This window comes from Pseudomonas sp. 18058 (assembly GCF_902706155.1).
Classification (GTDB): domain Bacteria; phylum Pseudomonadota; class Gammaproteobacteria; order Pseudomonadales; family Pseudomonadaceae; genus Aquipseudomonas; species Aquipseudomonas rustica.
Genome location: NZ_CACSJY010000035.1, coordinates 18,588 through 38,243, shown reverse-complemented (window position 1 = coordinate 38,243; position 19,656 = coordinate 18,588). Strand labels below are relative to the sequence as shown.

At 61.9% G+C, this 19,656-nt stretch carries 1 protein-coding gene; it reads left to right on the top strand.

Features of this window, described 5'->3' with window-relative positions:
* Positions 1 to 46: 46 nt before the first annotated feature.
* Entirely contained in the window at positions 47 to 19,588 is a 19,542-nt protein-coding gene (locus GVL50_RS18870) for an immunoglobulin-like domain-containing protein (protein WP_159814721.1), read from the top strand.
* Positions 19,589 to 19,656 lie beyond the last annotated feature (68 nt).

Genomic DNA, 19,656 nt, shown 5'->3' with positions numbered 1-19,656 from the left:
TCAGGTCCATGGAAGTCAACTGAACGTGACACCCGGAGAGTCTTCAATGAGCAGTGTTGTTGCCATCGTCAAAAGCATTGTTGGTCAGGTATTCGTGGTGTCACCAGAGGGCGTGCGTCGCGTACTCGTTGAAGGCGATCGCCTGTTTGTCGGCGACCAGATCGACACCGGCCTCTCCGGCGCCGTGTCGCTTGAATTGGCAGATGGCCGCACCCTCGACCTCGGTCGCGAAACGCAGTGGAGCGCCAACGCGCCCGACTCCAGCACTGACCTGGCCGAAGCCACCGCGCAGGCAGCGCCGTCGGTAGAAGAATTGCAGCAAGCCATCGCCGCCGGTGTCGACCCGACGACCGCCCTCGACGCCACCGCTGCCGGCCCAAGCGCTGCAGGCACTGGCGGTGCTGCCGGTGGTGGCCACAGTTTCGTGATGCTCGACGCCACCGCTGGCCGCGTTGACCCGACGATTGGCTTCCCGACCGCAGGCATCAACGCTGCCGGTCAGACCACGCAAGACATCACCGGCGGGCAGACCACCGACACCACCACGAATGCCCTGCGCGATTCGACCCTGAGCGTCAGCGCCACACCGACCATCACCGAAGCCGGTGGCGTGCTGGTGTACACCGCGACCCTGACCCAGGCGCCGCTGACGGACCTGACCATCACCCTGTCCAACGGCGCGGTGATTGTGGTTCCGGCCGGTTCGACCACGGGCACCGTCAACGTACCGCTGGCGCCGAGCGACACTGTTTATAACGACTCGACCCAGATCGACGTGACCGTCACCGGCACCACCGGCGGCAACGGCATCAACGTGACCCCGCCAACCGTCCCGGCCACGACCCAGGTCACCGACACCATCGACACCACCACCGTCACTTTGACGGCGGGCACGAGTGTCACCGAAGGCGGCCAGATCACTTACACCGCGACCCTGACCAACCCGGCGCAAACGCCGGTGACCGTCACCCTGTCGAACGGCTCGACCATCACCATTGGCGCGGGCCAGACCACCGGCACCGTCAACGTGCCAACGCCGCCGAACGACGTCTATAACAACGGCAGCACCGTCACCACCACCATCACTGGTGCCACCGGTGGCAACTTCGAAAATCTGGTGCCAAACCCGACGCCAGCGACCACCACCATTACCGATTCGGTGGACACCACCACGGTCACGCTGACCGCTGGCTCGACCGTCACTGAAGGCGGTCAGATCACCTACACCGCGACCCTGACCAACCCGGCGCAGACGCCGGTGACCGTCACTCTGTCGAACGGCTCGACCATTACCATCGAAGCCGGCCAGACCACGGGCGTAGCCAACGTGCCGACCCCGGCCAACGACGTCTACAACAATGGCAGCACTGTCAGCACCACGATTACCGGCACCACCGGTGGCAACTTCGAAAATCTGGTGCCGAACCCGACGCCAGCGATCACCACCATTACCGATTCGGTGGACACCACCACGGTCACCCTGACCGCTGGCTCGACCGTCACCGAAGGCGGTCAGATCACTTACACCGCGACCCTGACCAACCCGGCGCAGACGCCGGTGACCGTCACTCTGTCGAACGGCTCGACCATTACCATCGAAGCCGGCCAGACCACGGGCGTCGTCAACGTGCCGACCCCGGCCAATGACGTCTACAACAACGGCAGCACTGTCAGCACCACGATTACCGGCACCACCGGTGGCAACTTCGAAAATCTGGTGCCGAACCCGACGCCAGCAGTGACCACCATTACCGATTCGGTGGACACCACCACGGTCACCCTGACCGCTGGCTCGACCGTCACTGAAGGCGGTCAGATCACTTACACCGCGACCCTGACCAACCCGGCGCAGACCCCGGTGACCGTCACTCTGTCGAACGGCTCGACCATTACCATCGAAGCCGGCCAGACCACTGGCGTCGTCAACGTGCCGACCCCGGCCAATGACGTCTACAACAACGGCAGCACTGTCAGCACCACGATTACCGGCACCACCGGCGGCAACTTCGAAAATCTGGTGCCAAACCCGACGCCAGCGACCACCACCATTACCGATTCGGTGGACACCACCACGGTCACCCTGACCGCTGGTTCGAGCGTCACTGAAGGCGGCCAGATCACTTACACCGCGACCCTGACCAACCCGGCGCAGACGCCGGTGACCGTCACTCTGTCGAACGGCTCGACAATCACCATCGAAGCCGGCCAGACCACTGGCGTCGTCAACGTGCCGACCCCGGCCAACGACGTCTACAACAATGGCAGCACCGTCAGCACCACGATTACCGGCACCACCGGTGGCAACTTCGAAAACCTGGTGCCAAATCCGACGCCAGCAGTAACCACTATCACTGATTCGGTCGACACCACCAACGTCAGCCTCACCGCCACCGGCACCGTCGTTGAAGGTGGCCAGATCACTTACACCGCGACCCTGACCAACGCCGCGCAAACGCCGGTGACGATCACCCTGTCGAACGGTTCGACCATCACCATTGAAGCCGGCAAAACCACCGGCAGCGTCAACGTGCCGACAGCGGCCAACGACGTCTACAACAATGGCAGCACGGTCAGCACCACGATTACCGGCGCTACCGGTGGCAACTTCGAAAACCTGGTGCCGAACACCACGCCAGCGACCACCACGATTACCGATTCGATCGACACCACCAATCTGTCGCTGTCCGCGACCGGCACCGTTGCTGAAGGCGGCTCGATCGTTTACACCGCAACCCTGACCAATCCGGCCGGCACGCCGGTCACCGTGACCCTGAGCAACGGCTCGGTGATCACCATCGACGCCGGCAAGACCACCGGCACCGTGACCGTCGCGGCACCGGCGGATGACGTTTATAAAGACGCCGGCCAAGTCGAAGTCAGCATCAATAACGTCACTGGCGGCAATTTCGAGAACCTGGTGCCGAGCACCGTTCCGGCCGTCACCGAAGTGACCGACACCGTCGACACCTCGACCGTGAAATTGACGGCTGACACCTCGGTGGCTGAAGGCGGCACCGTCACTTACACCGCAACCGTTGGCGCGCCAGTCACCGGCTCGCCGGTTGTCGTGACCTTGGCCAACGGCCAAAACATCACCATCGCGGTCGGCCAAACCACCGGCACCGTGACCACCACCGCGCCGAACGACGCGCTGGCCGGCAACGCGCCGCTGAGCAACTCGATCACCAACGTCAGCGGTGGCAATTACGAAAATCTGGTCGCCGACAAAACTCCGGTCTCCACTAACGTCACCGATGTTGCCGACACCACCAACCTGTCGCTCAGCGCCACCGGTTCTGTGGCTGAAGGCGGTTCGATCGTCTACACCGCAACCCTGACCAACCCGGCCGGCACACCGGTGACCGTGACCCTGTCGAACGGCTCGGTGATCACCATCGAAGCGGGCAAAACCACCGGCACCGTGACCGTCGCTGCGCCTGCCGATGACGTCTATAAAGACGCCGGCAAAGTCGAAGTCAGCATCGACAACGCCACTGGCGGCAACTTCGAGAACCTGGTGCCAAGCACCGTTCCGGCTGTCACCGAAGTGACCGACACCCTCGACACGTCGACCGTCAAACTGACCGCTGACACCACCGTGGCTGAAGGCGGAACCGTCACTTACACCGCAACCGTTGGCGCGCCGGTCACCGGTTCGCCTGTCGTCGTGACCTTGGCCAATGGCCAAACCATCACCATCGCGGTCGGCCAGACCACCGGCACCGTAACCGCCACTGCACCGAACGATGCGTTGACCGGCCATGCGCCGCTGACCACGTCGATCACTGAGGTTTCCGGCGGTAACTACGAAAATCTGGTGGCTGACAAAACTCCGGTCAGCACCACCGTCACCGACACCACCGACACCACCAATCTGTCCCTCAGCGCCACCGGCACTGTGGCTGAAGGCGGTTCGATCGTTTACACCGCGACCCTGACCAATGCTGCCGGCTCGCCCGTCACCGTAACCTTGTCGAACGGCGCCGTGATCACCATCGAGGCCGGTAAAACCACCGGCACCGTGACCGTCGCCGCACCTGCCGATGACGTCTACAAAGACGCCGGCAAAGTCGAAGTGAGCATCAAGGACGCCACCGGCGGCGACTTCGAGAACCTTGTACCGAGCACCACGCCAGCCGTCACCGACGTGACCGACACCCTCGACACCCTCGACACCTCGACCGTGAAATTGACCGCGACCGAGACCGCTGCTGAAGGTGGCACCGTCACTTACACCGCGACCGTCGGCGCACCAGTCACCGGTTCGCCGGTCATCGTGACCCTGGCCAACGGTCAGACCATCACCATCGCCGTCGGCCAGACCACCGGCACCGCGACCGCCATCGCACCGAACGATGCGTTGACCGGTCACGCGCCTCTGACCAACTCGATCACCGAAGTCAGCGGCGGCAACTACGAAAATCTGGTGGCTGACAAAACCCCGGTCAGCACCACCGTGACCGACACCACTGACACCACCAACCTGACGCTCAGCGCCACCGGTACCGTGGCTGAAGGCGGTTCGATCGTTTACACCGCGACCCTGACCAACGCAGCAGGCTCGCCAGTCACCGTGACCCTGAGCAACGGCTCGGTAATCACCATCGACGCTGGCAAAACCACCGGCACCGTGACCGTCGCTGCGCCTGCCGATGACGTCTATAAAGACGCCGGAAAAGTCGAAGTAACCATCAAGGAAGCCACTGGCGGCGACTTCGAGAACCTGGTGCCAAGCACCGTTGCAGCCGTGACCGACGTCACTGACACCATCGACACCTCGACGGTGAAACTGACCGCCACCGAAACCGCTGCTGAAGGCGGCACCGTCACTTACACCGCGACTGTTGGTGCGCCAGTGACCGGCTCGCCTGTCGTCGTGACCCTGGCTAACGGTCAGAGCATCACTATCGCTGTCGGCCAAACCACCGGCACCGTGTCGACCACCGCACCGAACGACGTGCTGGCCGGCCACGCGCCGCTGACCAACTCGATCACCAACGTCAGCGGCGGCAACTACGAAAATCTGGTCGCCGACAAAACCCCGGTCAGCACCACCGTGACCGACACCGTCGACACCACCACCGTTTCGCTGACCGCCACCGGCAACGTCAACGAAGGCGGGCAGATCGTCTACACCGCGACCCTGACCAACCCGGCCGGCACCCCGGTGACCGTGACCCTGAGCAACGGTTCGACCATCACCATCGACGCCGGCAAGACCACCGGCACCGTGACCGTTCCTGCGCCTGCCGATGACGCCTACAAAGACGCCGGCAAAGTCGAAGTGACCATCAAGGGCACCGACGGCGGCAATTTCGAAAACCTGGTGGCCAATCCGACGCCAGCGGTGACCAACGTCGCCGACACCATCAACACCACGCACCTGACCCTCAGCGCTGAAAGCTATGTGCTCGAAGGCACGTCGATCACTTACACCGCGACCCTGACCAACGCCGCGCAAACGCCGGTGACCGTCAACCTGAGCAACGGCCAGACCATCACCATCGAAGCCGGCAAAACCAGCGGTTCGGTGACCATCGCGGCGCCGAGCGATGACGTTTACAAAGACGTCAGCAAGCTCACCGTGACCATGACCGATGCCACCGGCGGTAACTTCGAAAAACTCGACGTCAGCAAGACCCCGGTCAGCACCACCGTCAATGACACCGTCGACAAAACCACGCTGACCCTCAGCGCCAACGACACCGTCAGCGAAGGTGGCCAGATCACCTACACCGCGACCCTGAGCAATCCGGCCGGCACCGCCATGACCGTGACCCTGGCCAACGGCGCAGTGATCAACATTGCTGCCGGTGCGACCAGCGGTTCGGTGAATTTCGCCGCGCCTGCCAACACCCCGTACATTGACGGCGGCAAAGTACAGACCGCGATTGCCAGCCACAGCGGCGGCAACTTCGAGCAGGTCGATGCCAACCGTTCGGCGGTGGTCACCACCGTCACCGACACCGTCGACACCACCAATATCAGCCTGAGCGCCACCGGTTCGGTCGCCGAGGGCGGCTCGATCGTCTACACCGCAAGCCTGACCAACGCGGCCGGCACGGCCATGACCGTGACCCTGAGCAACGGCGCGGTGATCAACATCGCCAAAGGCGCGACCTCTGGCACTGCCACCGTCGCCGCACCGGGCGATGACGTCTACAAGGACGCCGGCAAAGTCGACGCGAGCATCACCAAAACCACGGGCGGCAACTTCGAGAACCTGGTGGTCGACAAGACTCCAGCGGTCACCGACGTCACCGACACCATCGACAACAGCACCGTTTCGCTGACCGCCACCGCCGCCACCGTTGAAGGCGGCGTGGTGGTTTACACCGCGTCCGTGACCGCTCCGGTTACCGGCGCGCCGGTTGTCGTGACCCTGTCCAACGGCCAGACCATCACCATTCCGGTCGGCGCCAGCAGCGGCAGCGTCAACTTCACCGCACCGAACGATGCACTAGCCGGCGGCAACACGCTGAGCGTGAAAATCGACGGCACCAGCGGCGGCAACTACGAAAATCTCGTCGCAGATAAAACCCCGGCCGTAACGTCGGTGACCGACACCGTCGACACCACCAACCTGTCGCTGAGCGCGACCGGCACCGTGGCTGAGGGTGGTTCGATTGTTTACACCGCAACCCTGACCAACCCGGCTGGCACGCCAGTCACCGTGAACTTGTCGAACGGTTCGACTATCACCATCGAAGCGGGCAAAACCACCGGTTCCGTGACCGTTGCCGCGCCAGCCGATGACGTCTACAAAGACGCCGGCAAAGTCGAAGTGACTATCAAGGACGCCACCGGCGGTAACTTCGAGAACCTCGTTCCAAGCACCACGCCAGCGGTGACCGACGTCACTGACACCATCGACACCTCGACCGTGAAACTGACGGCCGACACCACCGTGACTGAAAGCGGCACCGTCACTTACACCGCGACTGTCGGCGCGCCGGTCACCGGTTCGCCCGTCGTGGTGACCTTGGCCAATGGTCAAAACATCACGATTGAAGTGGGCAAAACCACCGGCACCGTGACCTTCACCGCACCGAACGATGCGCTGACCGGTCAGGCTTCGCTGACCAACTCGATCACCGGCGTGACCGGCGGCAACTACGAAAATCTGGTCGCCGACAAAACCCCGATCACCACCACCGTGACCGACACCACCGACACCACCAACCTGTCGCTCAGCGCCACCGGTTCCGTGGCCGAGGGTGGTTCGATCATCTACACCGCGACCCTGACCAATGCGGCAGGCTCGCCAGTCACCGTGACCTTGTCGAACGGTTCGGTGATCACCATCGAGGCCGGTAAAACCACCGGCACCGTGACCGTTGCAGCGCCAGCCGATGACGTCTACAAAGACGCCGGCAAAGTCGAAGTGACTATCAAGGACGCCACCGGCGGCAACTTTGAAAACCTGGTGCCGAGCACCACGCCAGCCGTGACCGAAGTCACCGACACCATCGACACCTCGACGGTCAAACTGACCGCCACCGAGTCTGCTGCTGAAGGCGGTACCGTCACCTACACCGCGACCGTCGGCGCACCAGTGACCGGTTCGCCTGTCGTCGTGACCCTGGCTAACGGCCAGAACATCACTATCGAAGTCGGCAAAACCACCGGCACCGTGAGCACTACCGCGCCGAACGACGCGCTGAACGGCCACACGCCGCTGACCAACGCGATCACCGACGTGACCGGCGGTAACTACGAAAATCTGGTCGCCGACAAAACCCCGGTTTCGACCACCGTCACCGACACCGTCGACACCACCGATCTGACGCTGAGCGCGACCGGCACCGTCGCCGAGGGCGGTTCGATTGTTTACACCGCGACCCTGACCAATCCGGCCGGCACGCCGGTAACCGTGAACCTCTCGAACGGTTCGACAATCACCATCGAAGCGGGCAAAACCACCGGCACCGTGACCGTTGCAGCGCCAGCCGATGACGTCTACAAAGACGCCGGTAAAGTCGAAGTGACCATCAAGGACGCCACGGGCGGTAACTTCGAGAACCTCGTTCCGAGCACCGCGCCAGCCGTGACCGAAGTCACCGACACCATCGACACCTCGACGGTCAAACTTACCGCTACCGAGTCTGCTGCTGAAGGTGGCACCGTAACCTACACCGCGACCGTCGGCGCGCCAGTCACCGGTTCGCCGGTTGTCGTGACCTTGGCTAATGGTCAGAACATCACCATCGAAGTGGGTAAAACCACCGGCACCGTGAGCACTACCGCGCCGAACGATGCGTTGACCGGTCATGCTCCGCTGACCAACTCGATCACCAACGTTTCCGGCGGCAACTACGAAAATCTCGTGGCCGACAAAACCCCGGTCAGCACCACCGTGACCGACACCACCGACACCACCAACCTGTCGCTCAGCGCCACCGGTTCTGTGGATGAAGGCGGCCAGATCACCTACACCGCAACCCTGACCAACGCTGCTGGCAGCCCGGTAACCGTGACCTTGAGCAACGGCTCGGTGATCACCATCGACGCTGGCAAAACCACGGGCACCGTGACCGTCGACGCACCGAAAGATGACGTCTACAAAGACGCCGGCACTGTTGAAGCGACCATCAAAGGCGCAACCGGTGGCGATTTCGAAAACCTCGTCACCAGCACCGCCCCGGCCGTCACCACCGTCAACGACACCATCGACACCTCCACCGTGTCGCTGACCGCCACCGCCAACGTCGCCGAAGGCGAAACCGTGGTCTACACCGCGACCGTGACCGCGCCAGTCACTGGCTCGCCGGTTGTCGTCAACCTGTCCAACGGCCAGACCATCACCATCGCCGTCGGTGAAACCACCGGCACGGTGAACTACGTTGCACCGAACAGCCCATTGGCCGGCGGCAGCTCGCTGAGCGTGACCATCGATGGCGCCACTGGCGGCAACTACGAAAAACTCGCGGTCGACGGCAAGTCCGCCGACACCGCGGTGTCGGACACCAACGACACCACCAACCTGAACCTGACCGCGACCGACTCGGTGGCTGAAGGTGGTTCGATCGTTTACACCGCGACCCTGACCAACGCCGCCGGTACTCCGGTGACCGTGACCCTGTCGAACGGCGCAGTGATCACCATCGAAGCGGGCAAAACCAGCGGCACCGTGACCGTTGCGGCTCCGGCGGATGACGTTTACAAGGACGCTGGCAAAGTCGAAGCAACCATTTCGACGGCGACTGGCGGCAACTTCGAGAACCTGGTGCCGAGCACCGTTCCGGCCGTGACCAACATCACCGACACCATCGACACCACCACCGTCAAACTGACCGCGACCGAGTCGGCGGCTGAGGGTGGCACCGTCACTTACACCGCGACTGTGGGTGCGCCTGTGACGGGTTCGCCGGTTGTGGTGACCTTGGCCAATGGTCAGAACATCACGATTGAAGTGGGCAAAACCACTGGTACCGTGACCACCACTGCGCCGAACGATGCGTTGACCGGTCATGCTGCGCTGACCAATGCAATTACCGACGTTTCTGGCGGCAACTACGAAAATCTGGTGGCCGATAAGACGCCGGTGTCGACCAACGTTACTGATACTGTCGACACCACTAACCTGTCGCTGTCAGCGACCGGTTCCGTGGCTGAGGGTGGTTCGATCGTTTACACCGCAACTCTGACCAACGCTGCTGGCTCGCCAGTGACCGTGACACTGTCGAACGGTGCCGTGATCACTATCGAAGCTGGCAAAACCAGCGGCAACGTGACCGTCGCGGCGCCTGCCGATGACGTCTACAAAGATGCTGGCAAAGTCGAAGCGACCATTTCTGCCGCAACCGGTGGCGACTTCGAAAAACTGGTACCGAGCACTGTTCCAGCCGTTACCGAAGTGACTGACACCATCGACACCTCGACCGTGAAACTGACCGCGACCGAGTCCGCTGCTGAAGGTGGTGCGGTTGTTTACACCGCTACTGTTGGCGCGCCTGTGACTGGTTCGCCAGTTGTAGTGACCTTGGCCAACGGCCAGAACATCACGATTGAAGTGGGCAAAACCACTGGCACCGTGACCTTCACTGCGCCGAATGATGCGCTGACTGGTCATGCTCCAATCACCAACGCAATTACCGGTGTGACTGGCGGCAACTACGAAAATCTCGTAGCCGACAAAACTCCGGTTTCGACCAACGTCACCGATACCGTCGACACTACCAATCTGTCGCTGTCCGCGACCGGTTCCGTGGCTGAAGGTGGCTCGATCGTTTACACCGCGACCCTGACTAACGCTGCTGGCTCGCCAGTCACCGTGACTCTGTCGAACGGTGCTGTGATCACCATCGAAGCGGGCAAAACTTCCGGCACCGTGTCTGTTCCAGCGCCAGCCGATGACGTCTACAAGGACGCCGGTAAAGTTGAAGCGACGATTTCGACTGCTACCGGTGGCAACTTCGAAAATCTGGTACCGAGCACTGCTCCAGCCATTACCGAAGTAACCGACACCATCGACACCTCGACCGTCAAACTCAGCGCTTCCGAAACAGCGGCCGAGGGTGGCACCGTCACCTACACCGCGACTGTTGGTGCGCCAGTGACCGGTTCGCCGGTTGTGGTGACCTTGGCCAACGGCCAGAACATTACGATTGAAGTGGGTAAAACCACCGGCACCGTGACCACTACTGCGCCGAATGACGCACTGACTGGCCATGCTGCGCTGACCAATGCGATCACCGACGTTTCTGGCGGCAACTACGAAAATCTGGTGGCTGACAAGACACCGGTTTCGACCAATGTTACTGATACCGTCGACACCACTAACCTGTCGCTGTCCGCGACTGGCTCCGTGGCTGAAGGTGGCTCGATTGTTTACACCGCGACACTGACTAACGCTGCTGGCTCGCCAGTCACCGTGACCCTGTCGAACGGCGCCGTGATCACCATCGAAGCCGGTAAAACGTCGGGCAACGTCACCGTCGCTGCGCCAGCCGATGACGTCTACAAAGACGCCGGCAAAGTTGAAGCAACCATTTCTGCCGCAACCGGTGGTGACTTCGAAAAACTGGTACCGAGCACTGTTCCAGCCATTACCGAAGTAACCGACACGATCGATACCTCGACCGTCAAACTCAGCGCTTCCGAAACAGCGGCCGAGGGTGGCACCGTCACCTACACCGCGACCGTTGGTGCGCCAGTGACCGGCTCGCCTGTCGTCGTCACACTGGCCAACGGTCAGAACATCACGATTGAAGTGGGTAAAACCACTGGCACCGTGACCTTCACCGCACCGAACGACGCGCTGACCGGTCATGCGCCGATCACCAACTCGATTACCGGCGTGACTGGCGGTAACTACGAGAACCTGGTGGCTGATAAGACGCCGGTTTCGACCAACGTCACCGATACCGTCGACACCACCAATCTGTCGCTGTCCGCGACCGGTTCCGTGGCTGAAGGCGGATCGATTGTTTACACCGCAACCCTGACTAACGCTGCTGGCTCGCCAGTCACCGTGACTCTGTCGAACGGCGCTGTGATTACCATCGAAGCCGGCAAAACTTCGGGCAACGTCACCGTCGCGGCTCCTGCTGACGACGTTTACAAAGACGCCGGCAACGTCCAGGCCACCATCAAAACCGCCACCGGTGGCAATTTCGAAAACCTGGTAACCAGCACCGCGCCAGCCGTGACCAGCGTCACCGACACCATCGACACTTCGACCGTCAAACTGACGGCCGATACTTCGGTCGCTGAAGGCGGCAACGTCACCTATACCGCCACCGTCGGCGCTCCGGTTACTGGTTCGCCGGTCACTGTAAACCTGTCCAACGGCCAGAGCATCACCATCGAAGTCGGCAAAACCACCGGAACTGTGATCTTCACCGCACCGAACGATGCGCTGACTGGCCATGCTCCGCTGACCAACGCGATCACTGGCGTAACCGGCGGCAACTACGAAAATCTCGTGGCCGACAAAACTCCGGTTTCGACCAATGTGACTGACACTGTCGACACCACCAATTTGTCGCTGTCGGCGACCGGCTCTGTCGCCGAGGGTGGCTCGATCGTTTACACCGCAACTCTGACCAACGCTGCTGGCTCGCCAGTAACCGTGACCCTGTCGAACGGTGCCGTGATCAACATCGAAGCTGGTAAAACCACTGGCACCGTCACCGTCGCGGCTCCTGCTGACGACGTTTACAAAGACGCCGGCAACGTCCAGGCCACCATCAAAACCGCCACCGGTGGCAATTTCGAAAACCTGGTAACCAGCACCGCGCCAGCCGTGACCAGCGTCACCGACACCATCGACACTTCGACCGTCAAACTGACGGCCGATACTTCGGTCGCTGAAGGCGGCAACGTCACCTATACCGCCACCGTCGGCGCTCCGGTTACTGGTTCGCCGGTCACTGTAAACCTGTCCAACGGCCAGAGCATCACCATCGAAGTCGGCAAAACCACCGGAACTGTGATCTTCACCGCACCGAACGATGCGCTGACTGGCCATGCTCCGCTGACCAACGCGATCACTGGCGTAACCGGCGGCAACTACGAAAATCTCGTGGCCGACAAAACTCCGGTTACGACCAATGTGACTGACACTGTCGATACCACCAATCTGTCGCTGTCCGCGACCGGCTCTGTCGCCGAGGGTGGCTCGATTGTTTACACCGCGACATTGACCAACGCCGCTGGCTCGCCAGTCACCGTGACGCTGTCGAACGGCGCAGTCATCAATATCGAAGCGGGTAAAACCACCGGCACCGTCACCGTCGCGGCTCCAGCTGACGACGTTTACAAAGACGCCGGCAACGTGCAGGCAACCATCAAAACCGCCACCGGTGGCAACTTCGAAAATCTGGTTACCAGCACTGCGCCAGCCGTGACAAGTGTCACTGACACCATCGACACCACGACCGTGAAACTGACGGCCACCGCTAGCACAGCCGAAGGTGGCAACGTCGTCTACACCGCCACTGTTGGTGCTCCGGTAACCAATTCGCCTGTGGTCGTAACGCTGGCTAACGGTCAGACCATCACCATCGGCGTGGGCCAGACCACGGGCACTGCCACCACCACGGCGCCAAACGACGCACTGACTGGCCATGCTCCACTGACCAACTCGATCACCAACGTCAGCGGCGGCAACTTCGAGAACCTCGTCGCCGACAAGACGCCAGTCAGCACCACCGTGACCGACACCGTCGACACGACAAACCTGACGCTGAGCGCTACCAACTCGGTCGCTGAAGGTGGTTCGATCGTTTACACCGCAACCCTGACTAACGCCGCTGGCTCGCCTGTCACCGTGACGCTGTCGAACGGTGCGGTAATCACCATCGACGCCGGTAAAACCACCGGCACTGCGACGGTTCCAGCGCCAGCCGATGACGTCTACAAAGACGCCGGCACCGTGCAAGCAACCATCAGCAGCGCCACCGGTGGCAGCTTCGAGAACCTGGTACCAAGCACTGCTCCAGCGATCACCAGCGTGACCGATACCATCGACACCACGACCGTGAAACTCACTGCGACTACAACCGCAGCCGAGGGTGGCAACGTCGTTTACACGGCAACCGTTGGTGCTCCGGTAACCGGCTCGCCAGTCACCGTGACCCTGGCCAACGGTCAGACGATCGCCATCGCTGTGGGTCAAACCACTGGCACCGCAACCACCACCGCACCAAACGACGTGTTGACCGGCCATGCACCACTGACCAACTCGATCACCAACGTAACCGGCGGCAACTACGAAAACCTCGTGGCCGACAAAACTCCGGTCAGCACCACCGTGACCGACACTGTCGATACGACGAACCTGTCGCTGTCCGCGACCGGCACCGTGGCTGAAGGTGGCCAGATCACCTACACCGCAACCTTGACCAACGCCGCTGGCTCGCCAGTCACCGTTACCCTGAGCAACGGCTCGGTGATCACCATCGACGCAGGCAAAACCACTGGCTCCGTCACCGTCGCTGCTCCAGCCGACGACGTCTACAAAGACGCCGGCAACGTGCAGGCAACCATCAAAACCGCCACCGGTGGCAGTTTCGAAAATCTGGTGACCAGCACCGCGCCAGCCGTGACCAGCGTCACCGACACCATCGACACCACGACCGTGAAACTGACGGCCACTGCGACAGCGGCCGAAGGTGGCAACGTCGTTTACACGGCAACCGTCGGTGCTCCGGTAACCGGTTCGCCAGTCACCGTGACCCTCGCCAACGGTCAGACGATCACCATCGCTGTAGGTCAAACCACTGGCACCGCAACCACCGCCGCACCTAACGATGTGTTGACCGGCCATGCGCCACTGACCAACTCGATCACCAACGTAACTGGCGGCAACTACGAAAACCTCGTAGCCGACAAAACTCCGGTCAGCACCACCGTGACCGACACTGTCGATACGACGAACCTGTCACTAAGCGCTACCAACTCGGTCGCCGAAGGTGGCTCGATCGTTTACACCGCGACATTGACCAACGCCGCTGGCTCGCCAGTGACGGTGACCTTGTCGAACGGCGCTGTGATCAACATCGAAGCCGGGAAAACCACCGGCACCGTGACCGTCGCTGCTCCGGCGGACGACGTCTACAAAGACGCCGGCACCGTGCAGGCAACCATCAGCAACGCCACCGGTGGCAACTTCGAAAGTCTGGTACCAAGCACGACGCCAGCCGTGACCAGCGTGACCGATACCATCGACACCACCACCGTGAAGTTGACCGCAACGGCGATAGCGGCAGAAGGCGGCAACGTCGTATACACCGCGACTGTCGGTGCTCCGGTTACCAATTCACCAGTAGTAGTGACTTTGGCCAACGGTCAGACCATCACCATCGACATCGGCAAAACCACCGGCACCGTGACCACCACCGCACCGAACGATGCCTTGACTGGCCACGCTCCACTGACCAACGCGATCACCAACGTAACCGGCGGCAACTACGAAAACCTCGTAGCCGACAAAACCCCGGTCAGCACCACCGTAACCGACACCATCGACACCACCAACCTGTCGCTGTCGGCGACCGGCACCGTGGCCGAAGGTGGCCAGATCACCTACACCGCAACCCTGACCAACGCCGCTGGCTCGCCAGTGACCGTTACCCTGAGCAACGGCTCGGTGATCACCATCGATGCAGGCAAAACCTCCGGCACCGTCACCGTTGCAGCTCCAGCCGACGACGTCTACAAAGACGCCGGCAACGTGCAGGCAACCATCAAAACCGCCACCGGTGGCAGCTTCGAAAATCTGGTGACCAGCACCACGCCAGCCGTGACCAGCGTCACTGACACTATCGACACCACCACGGTGAAGCTGACGGCAACGGCGACAGCGGCAGAAGGCGGCAACGTCGTCTACACCGCGACAGTCGGTGCGGCGGTAACCAACGCGCCTGTCGTGGTCACCCTGGCCAACGGTCAGACCATCACCATCGACATCGGCAAAACCACCGGCACCGTGACCACCATCGCACCGAACGATGCGCTGACTGGCCACACCCCACTGACCAACGCGATCACCAACGTCAGCGGCGGCAACTACGAAAATCTGGTCGCCGACAAGACGCCGGTCAGCACCACCGTGACCGACACCATCGACACCACCAACCTGTCGCTGTCGGCGACCGGCACCGTGGCCGAGGGTGGCCAGATCACCTACACCGCAACCCTGACCAACGCCGCTGGCTCGCCAGTGACCGTAACCCTGAGCAACGGCTCGGTGATCACCATCGAAGCCGGCAAAACCACCGGCACCGTGACCGTTCCTGCACCGGCTGACGACGTCTACAAAGACGCCGGTACCGTGCAGGCAACGATCAGCAACGCCACCGGTGGCAGCTTCGAAAACCTGGTAACCAGCAACACGCCAGCCGTGACCAGCGTCACCGATACCATCGACACCACTACTGTCAGCATCACCGGCAGCAGCTCGGTAACCGAAGGCCAGACCGCCAGCTACACCGTCAGCCTGAACCACCCGGCGCAAACCGATGTGACCCTGAAAATCGTCTACAGCGGTACCGCCGCCGACGGTTCGGACTTCACCGGTGTGTACACCGTGAAGATCCCGGCAGGTGCGAGCAGCGCGCAGTTCAACGTCGCCACCATCGATGACAAGATCACCGAAGGCACCGAGAACTTCGTGGTCAAGATCGACTCGGCCACGGGCGGCAACTTCGAGAACCTCGCGATCAGCGCCACCAACGGCAGCGTCAGCACCTCGATCATCGACAACGATGCACCGCCGGTCATCGATCTGGATGCCAACAACTCCAGCGGCGCCATCGGTGCCGACTACAAGGTGACGTTCACCGAAAACACCCCGGGCGCGGGTGTGTCGATTGCCGACACCGATATCAAGATCACCGACCCGGACAGCACCATGCTCACCGGCGCGACCGTGGTACTGACCAACCGTCAGGACGGCGATGCGCTGAACCTGGGCAACAGCGTCAACGGCATCACCATCAATGCCAACAGCACCAACGGCACCGTGACCCTGACCTTGTCGGGTAACGCGACGCTGGCTGACTACATGCAGGCCATCAAGAACATCAGCTTCACCAACAACAGTGAAGACCCGAGCACCGTGCCGCGCATCATCACCGTCACCGTGACCGATGGCGGTAACTACTCCAACACCGCGACCACCACGGTCAACGTGGTGGCGGTCAACGATGCGCCGATCGCCGCACCGAGCAACGTCACCGGCACGGAAGACACGCCGCTGATCCTCGGCTGGTCGACCTTCGGTGTGACGGATGTCGACAGCCCGGCGAGCAGCCTCGGGGTGAAAATCACCCAGCTGCCGGGCGAAGGCAAACTGCAGTATCTGGACGGTTCGACGTGGAAAGACGTCGCCAACAACCAGACCTTCAGCAAGGCCGATATCGACGCGGGCAAACTGCGCTTCATGCCGGATGCCAACGAGTCCGGCGCGAACGGCAATGCTGCGGGCATCGGCGATCAGAAGGCTGACTACGCACAACTGCAATTCCAGCCAACCGACGGCCAACTACTAGGCAGCACCGGCACGATCAAGATCGACATCACGCCAGTGGCTGATGCACCGACCCTGGGCGTGGCCGACAACAGCGTGAAGTCCACCGGGCTGATCAAGGAAGTCTGGACGGGCCTGTCGGGCCTCGGCACCAACGGCAACGGCGCCGATGCGACGACGTTGAAAAACGTCATCGACGCCGCCGGCAAACCGAACTCCAGCACCAACGTGACCAACGTGCAGTCCGACGGCAGCGTGACCGCCGGTACCGCATCGAAAACTTCCGGCCTGATCTATCTGGAAGCCGGCAAGAGCTACACCTTCACCGGTATCGGTGATGACAGCCTGTTGGTGACCATTGGCGGAAAAACCGTGGCCTCGACCACGTGGGGCGTGGGCGGCAACCTCAACGGCTCGTTCACCCCGACCACCAGCGGCTACTACACCCTCGACATCTACCACCACAACCAGAGCGGCCCGGGCAGCTATGACGTCAACCTGTCGGTCAACGGCGGCACGGCGATCGACCTGAGCAGCGCTGGCGTGCCGATCTACACCGGCGTGCAGGATCTGGTGAACTCCGGCGTGACCGTTTCCGATCTGCATGGCAGCAACGGCGAAGGCTATTACGACGGCTACAAGCTCAACACCGGCGCCGAAGGCACCAGCGTCAAGTTGTCGGCCGTGACCACGGGCCTGACCGACACCGACGGCTCGGAAACCCTGAGCGTGAAGATCAGCGGCGCACCGGTCGGCTCGGTACTCACCGACGGCGCGGGCCACAGCTTCACCGTCACCGCGACCAGTGGCGACGCCAACGTCACTGGCTGGAGCCTCGGCACCCTGACCGTGACCCCGCCGACCTACTACAACGGCCAGTTCAACCTGACCGTGACGTCGACCTCGACCGAAGCGCTGGGCGGTTCGGCCAGCACCACCGCGACCATTCCGGTCACCGTGGTGCCGGCGGTCTATAACGCCATCGTCGGCACTTCGGGCGATGACACCTTCAGCGGCACCGACGGCAACGACATCATGGTCGCTGACATCGGCGGTCTGACCGTGGTGCCGGGCACCAACTACAACATCGCGTTCATGGTCGACAGCTCGGGCAGCATGAGCACGTCGTCGATCAACGCGGCCAAGGACTCGCTGACGTCGGTGTTCAACACCCTCAAGCAGAGCCTCGGCGGCAACAACTCGGGCACGGTGAACATTTTCCTCGCTGACTTCGACACCCAGGTGAACAAGTCGGTGTCGGTGAACCTCAACGACCCGAACGCGCTGACGCAGCTCAAAGCCGTACTCGACTCGATGGCGTCCGGCGGCGGTACCAACTACGAGGACGTGTTCAAAACCACGGCCAACTGGTTCCAGAGCGCTGACGCTGTGGCCAACACCGGGGCGAAGAACCTCACGTACTTCATCACCGACGGGCAGCCGACCTACTACCAGAGCGGAGAGCAGACCAACCCGACGCTGTACAACAGCGTGAAGTTCGACAGCGTGGTGACGACCAGCAATTACAAGCTGGGCGATAGCTTCGCCACGTACATCGACAGCACGCACTATCTGAGCATCAGTGCCGCCGGTGCTGCTGTTCTGCAAACGTACAAAAACGGCAGCTGGAACTGGAGCAGCCTGGGCACCGTTCACGCTCAGGGCGACGGCACCTATGAGTTGTCGAACCTGGCGGGCAGCGGCAGCAGCACCAGCACAACCACCACCGATAACTCGACCAGCAGTTTCGCGCTGCTCAGCGGTCTGTCCAACGTTGAAGCCATCGGCCTCAACAGCGGTGTCAGCCTTAATGACCTGAAACCTTACGACTCGGACAAAACGCCACAAACCAACATCGATCCGAAGGATCTCGCCAACTCGATCATCGGTCACACCGAAGCGACCCTGCCGGGCAACGACGCGCTCAGCGGTGGCGACGGCAACGACATCCTGTTCGGCGATCTGGTGAGCTTCAACGGCATTGCCGGCGAGGGTTATCAGGCGATGCAGGCGTTCGTGGCCAAGGAAACCGGGGTCGACGTCAGCAAAGTCACCACCAGCAACGTGCACCAGTACATCACCGAGCACTATCAGGCGTTCGATGTGTCCGGCGCGCATGACGGCAACGACACGCTGTTGGGTGGCGCGGGCAATGACATCCTGTTCGGCTCGGGCGGTAACGACACGCTCGATGGCGGCAAAGGCAATGACATCCTGCTCGGTGGTACTGGCAACGACACGCTGATCGGCGGCTCGGGCAACGACATCCTTATCGGTGGTTCGGGTGCCGACACCTTCGTCTGGAAATCGGGCGACACCGGCAACGACGTGATCAAGGACTTCAAGGCCGCCGACGGTGACCGCATCGACCTGCGCGATTTGCTGCAGGGCGAAACCGGGAGCACCATCGACAACTTCCTGAAGATCACCACGGTCGATGGCACGTCGTCGCTGCAAGTCAGCTCGGCAGGCAAGTTCAACTCGGGCGATGCGGCTGCGGCCACGCCGGACGTGACGATCAAACTGGAAGGCAACAACTGGTCGAGTGCCAACATTCATAACCTGATTGCTGGTAGCGACCCGACCATCAAGGTCGACCACAACAACAGCTGATGCATGAACAAAACGGCCGCCCTGATGGGGCGGCCGTCACGTTTACGCCAATCGTCACGGTGACGATT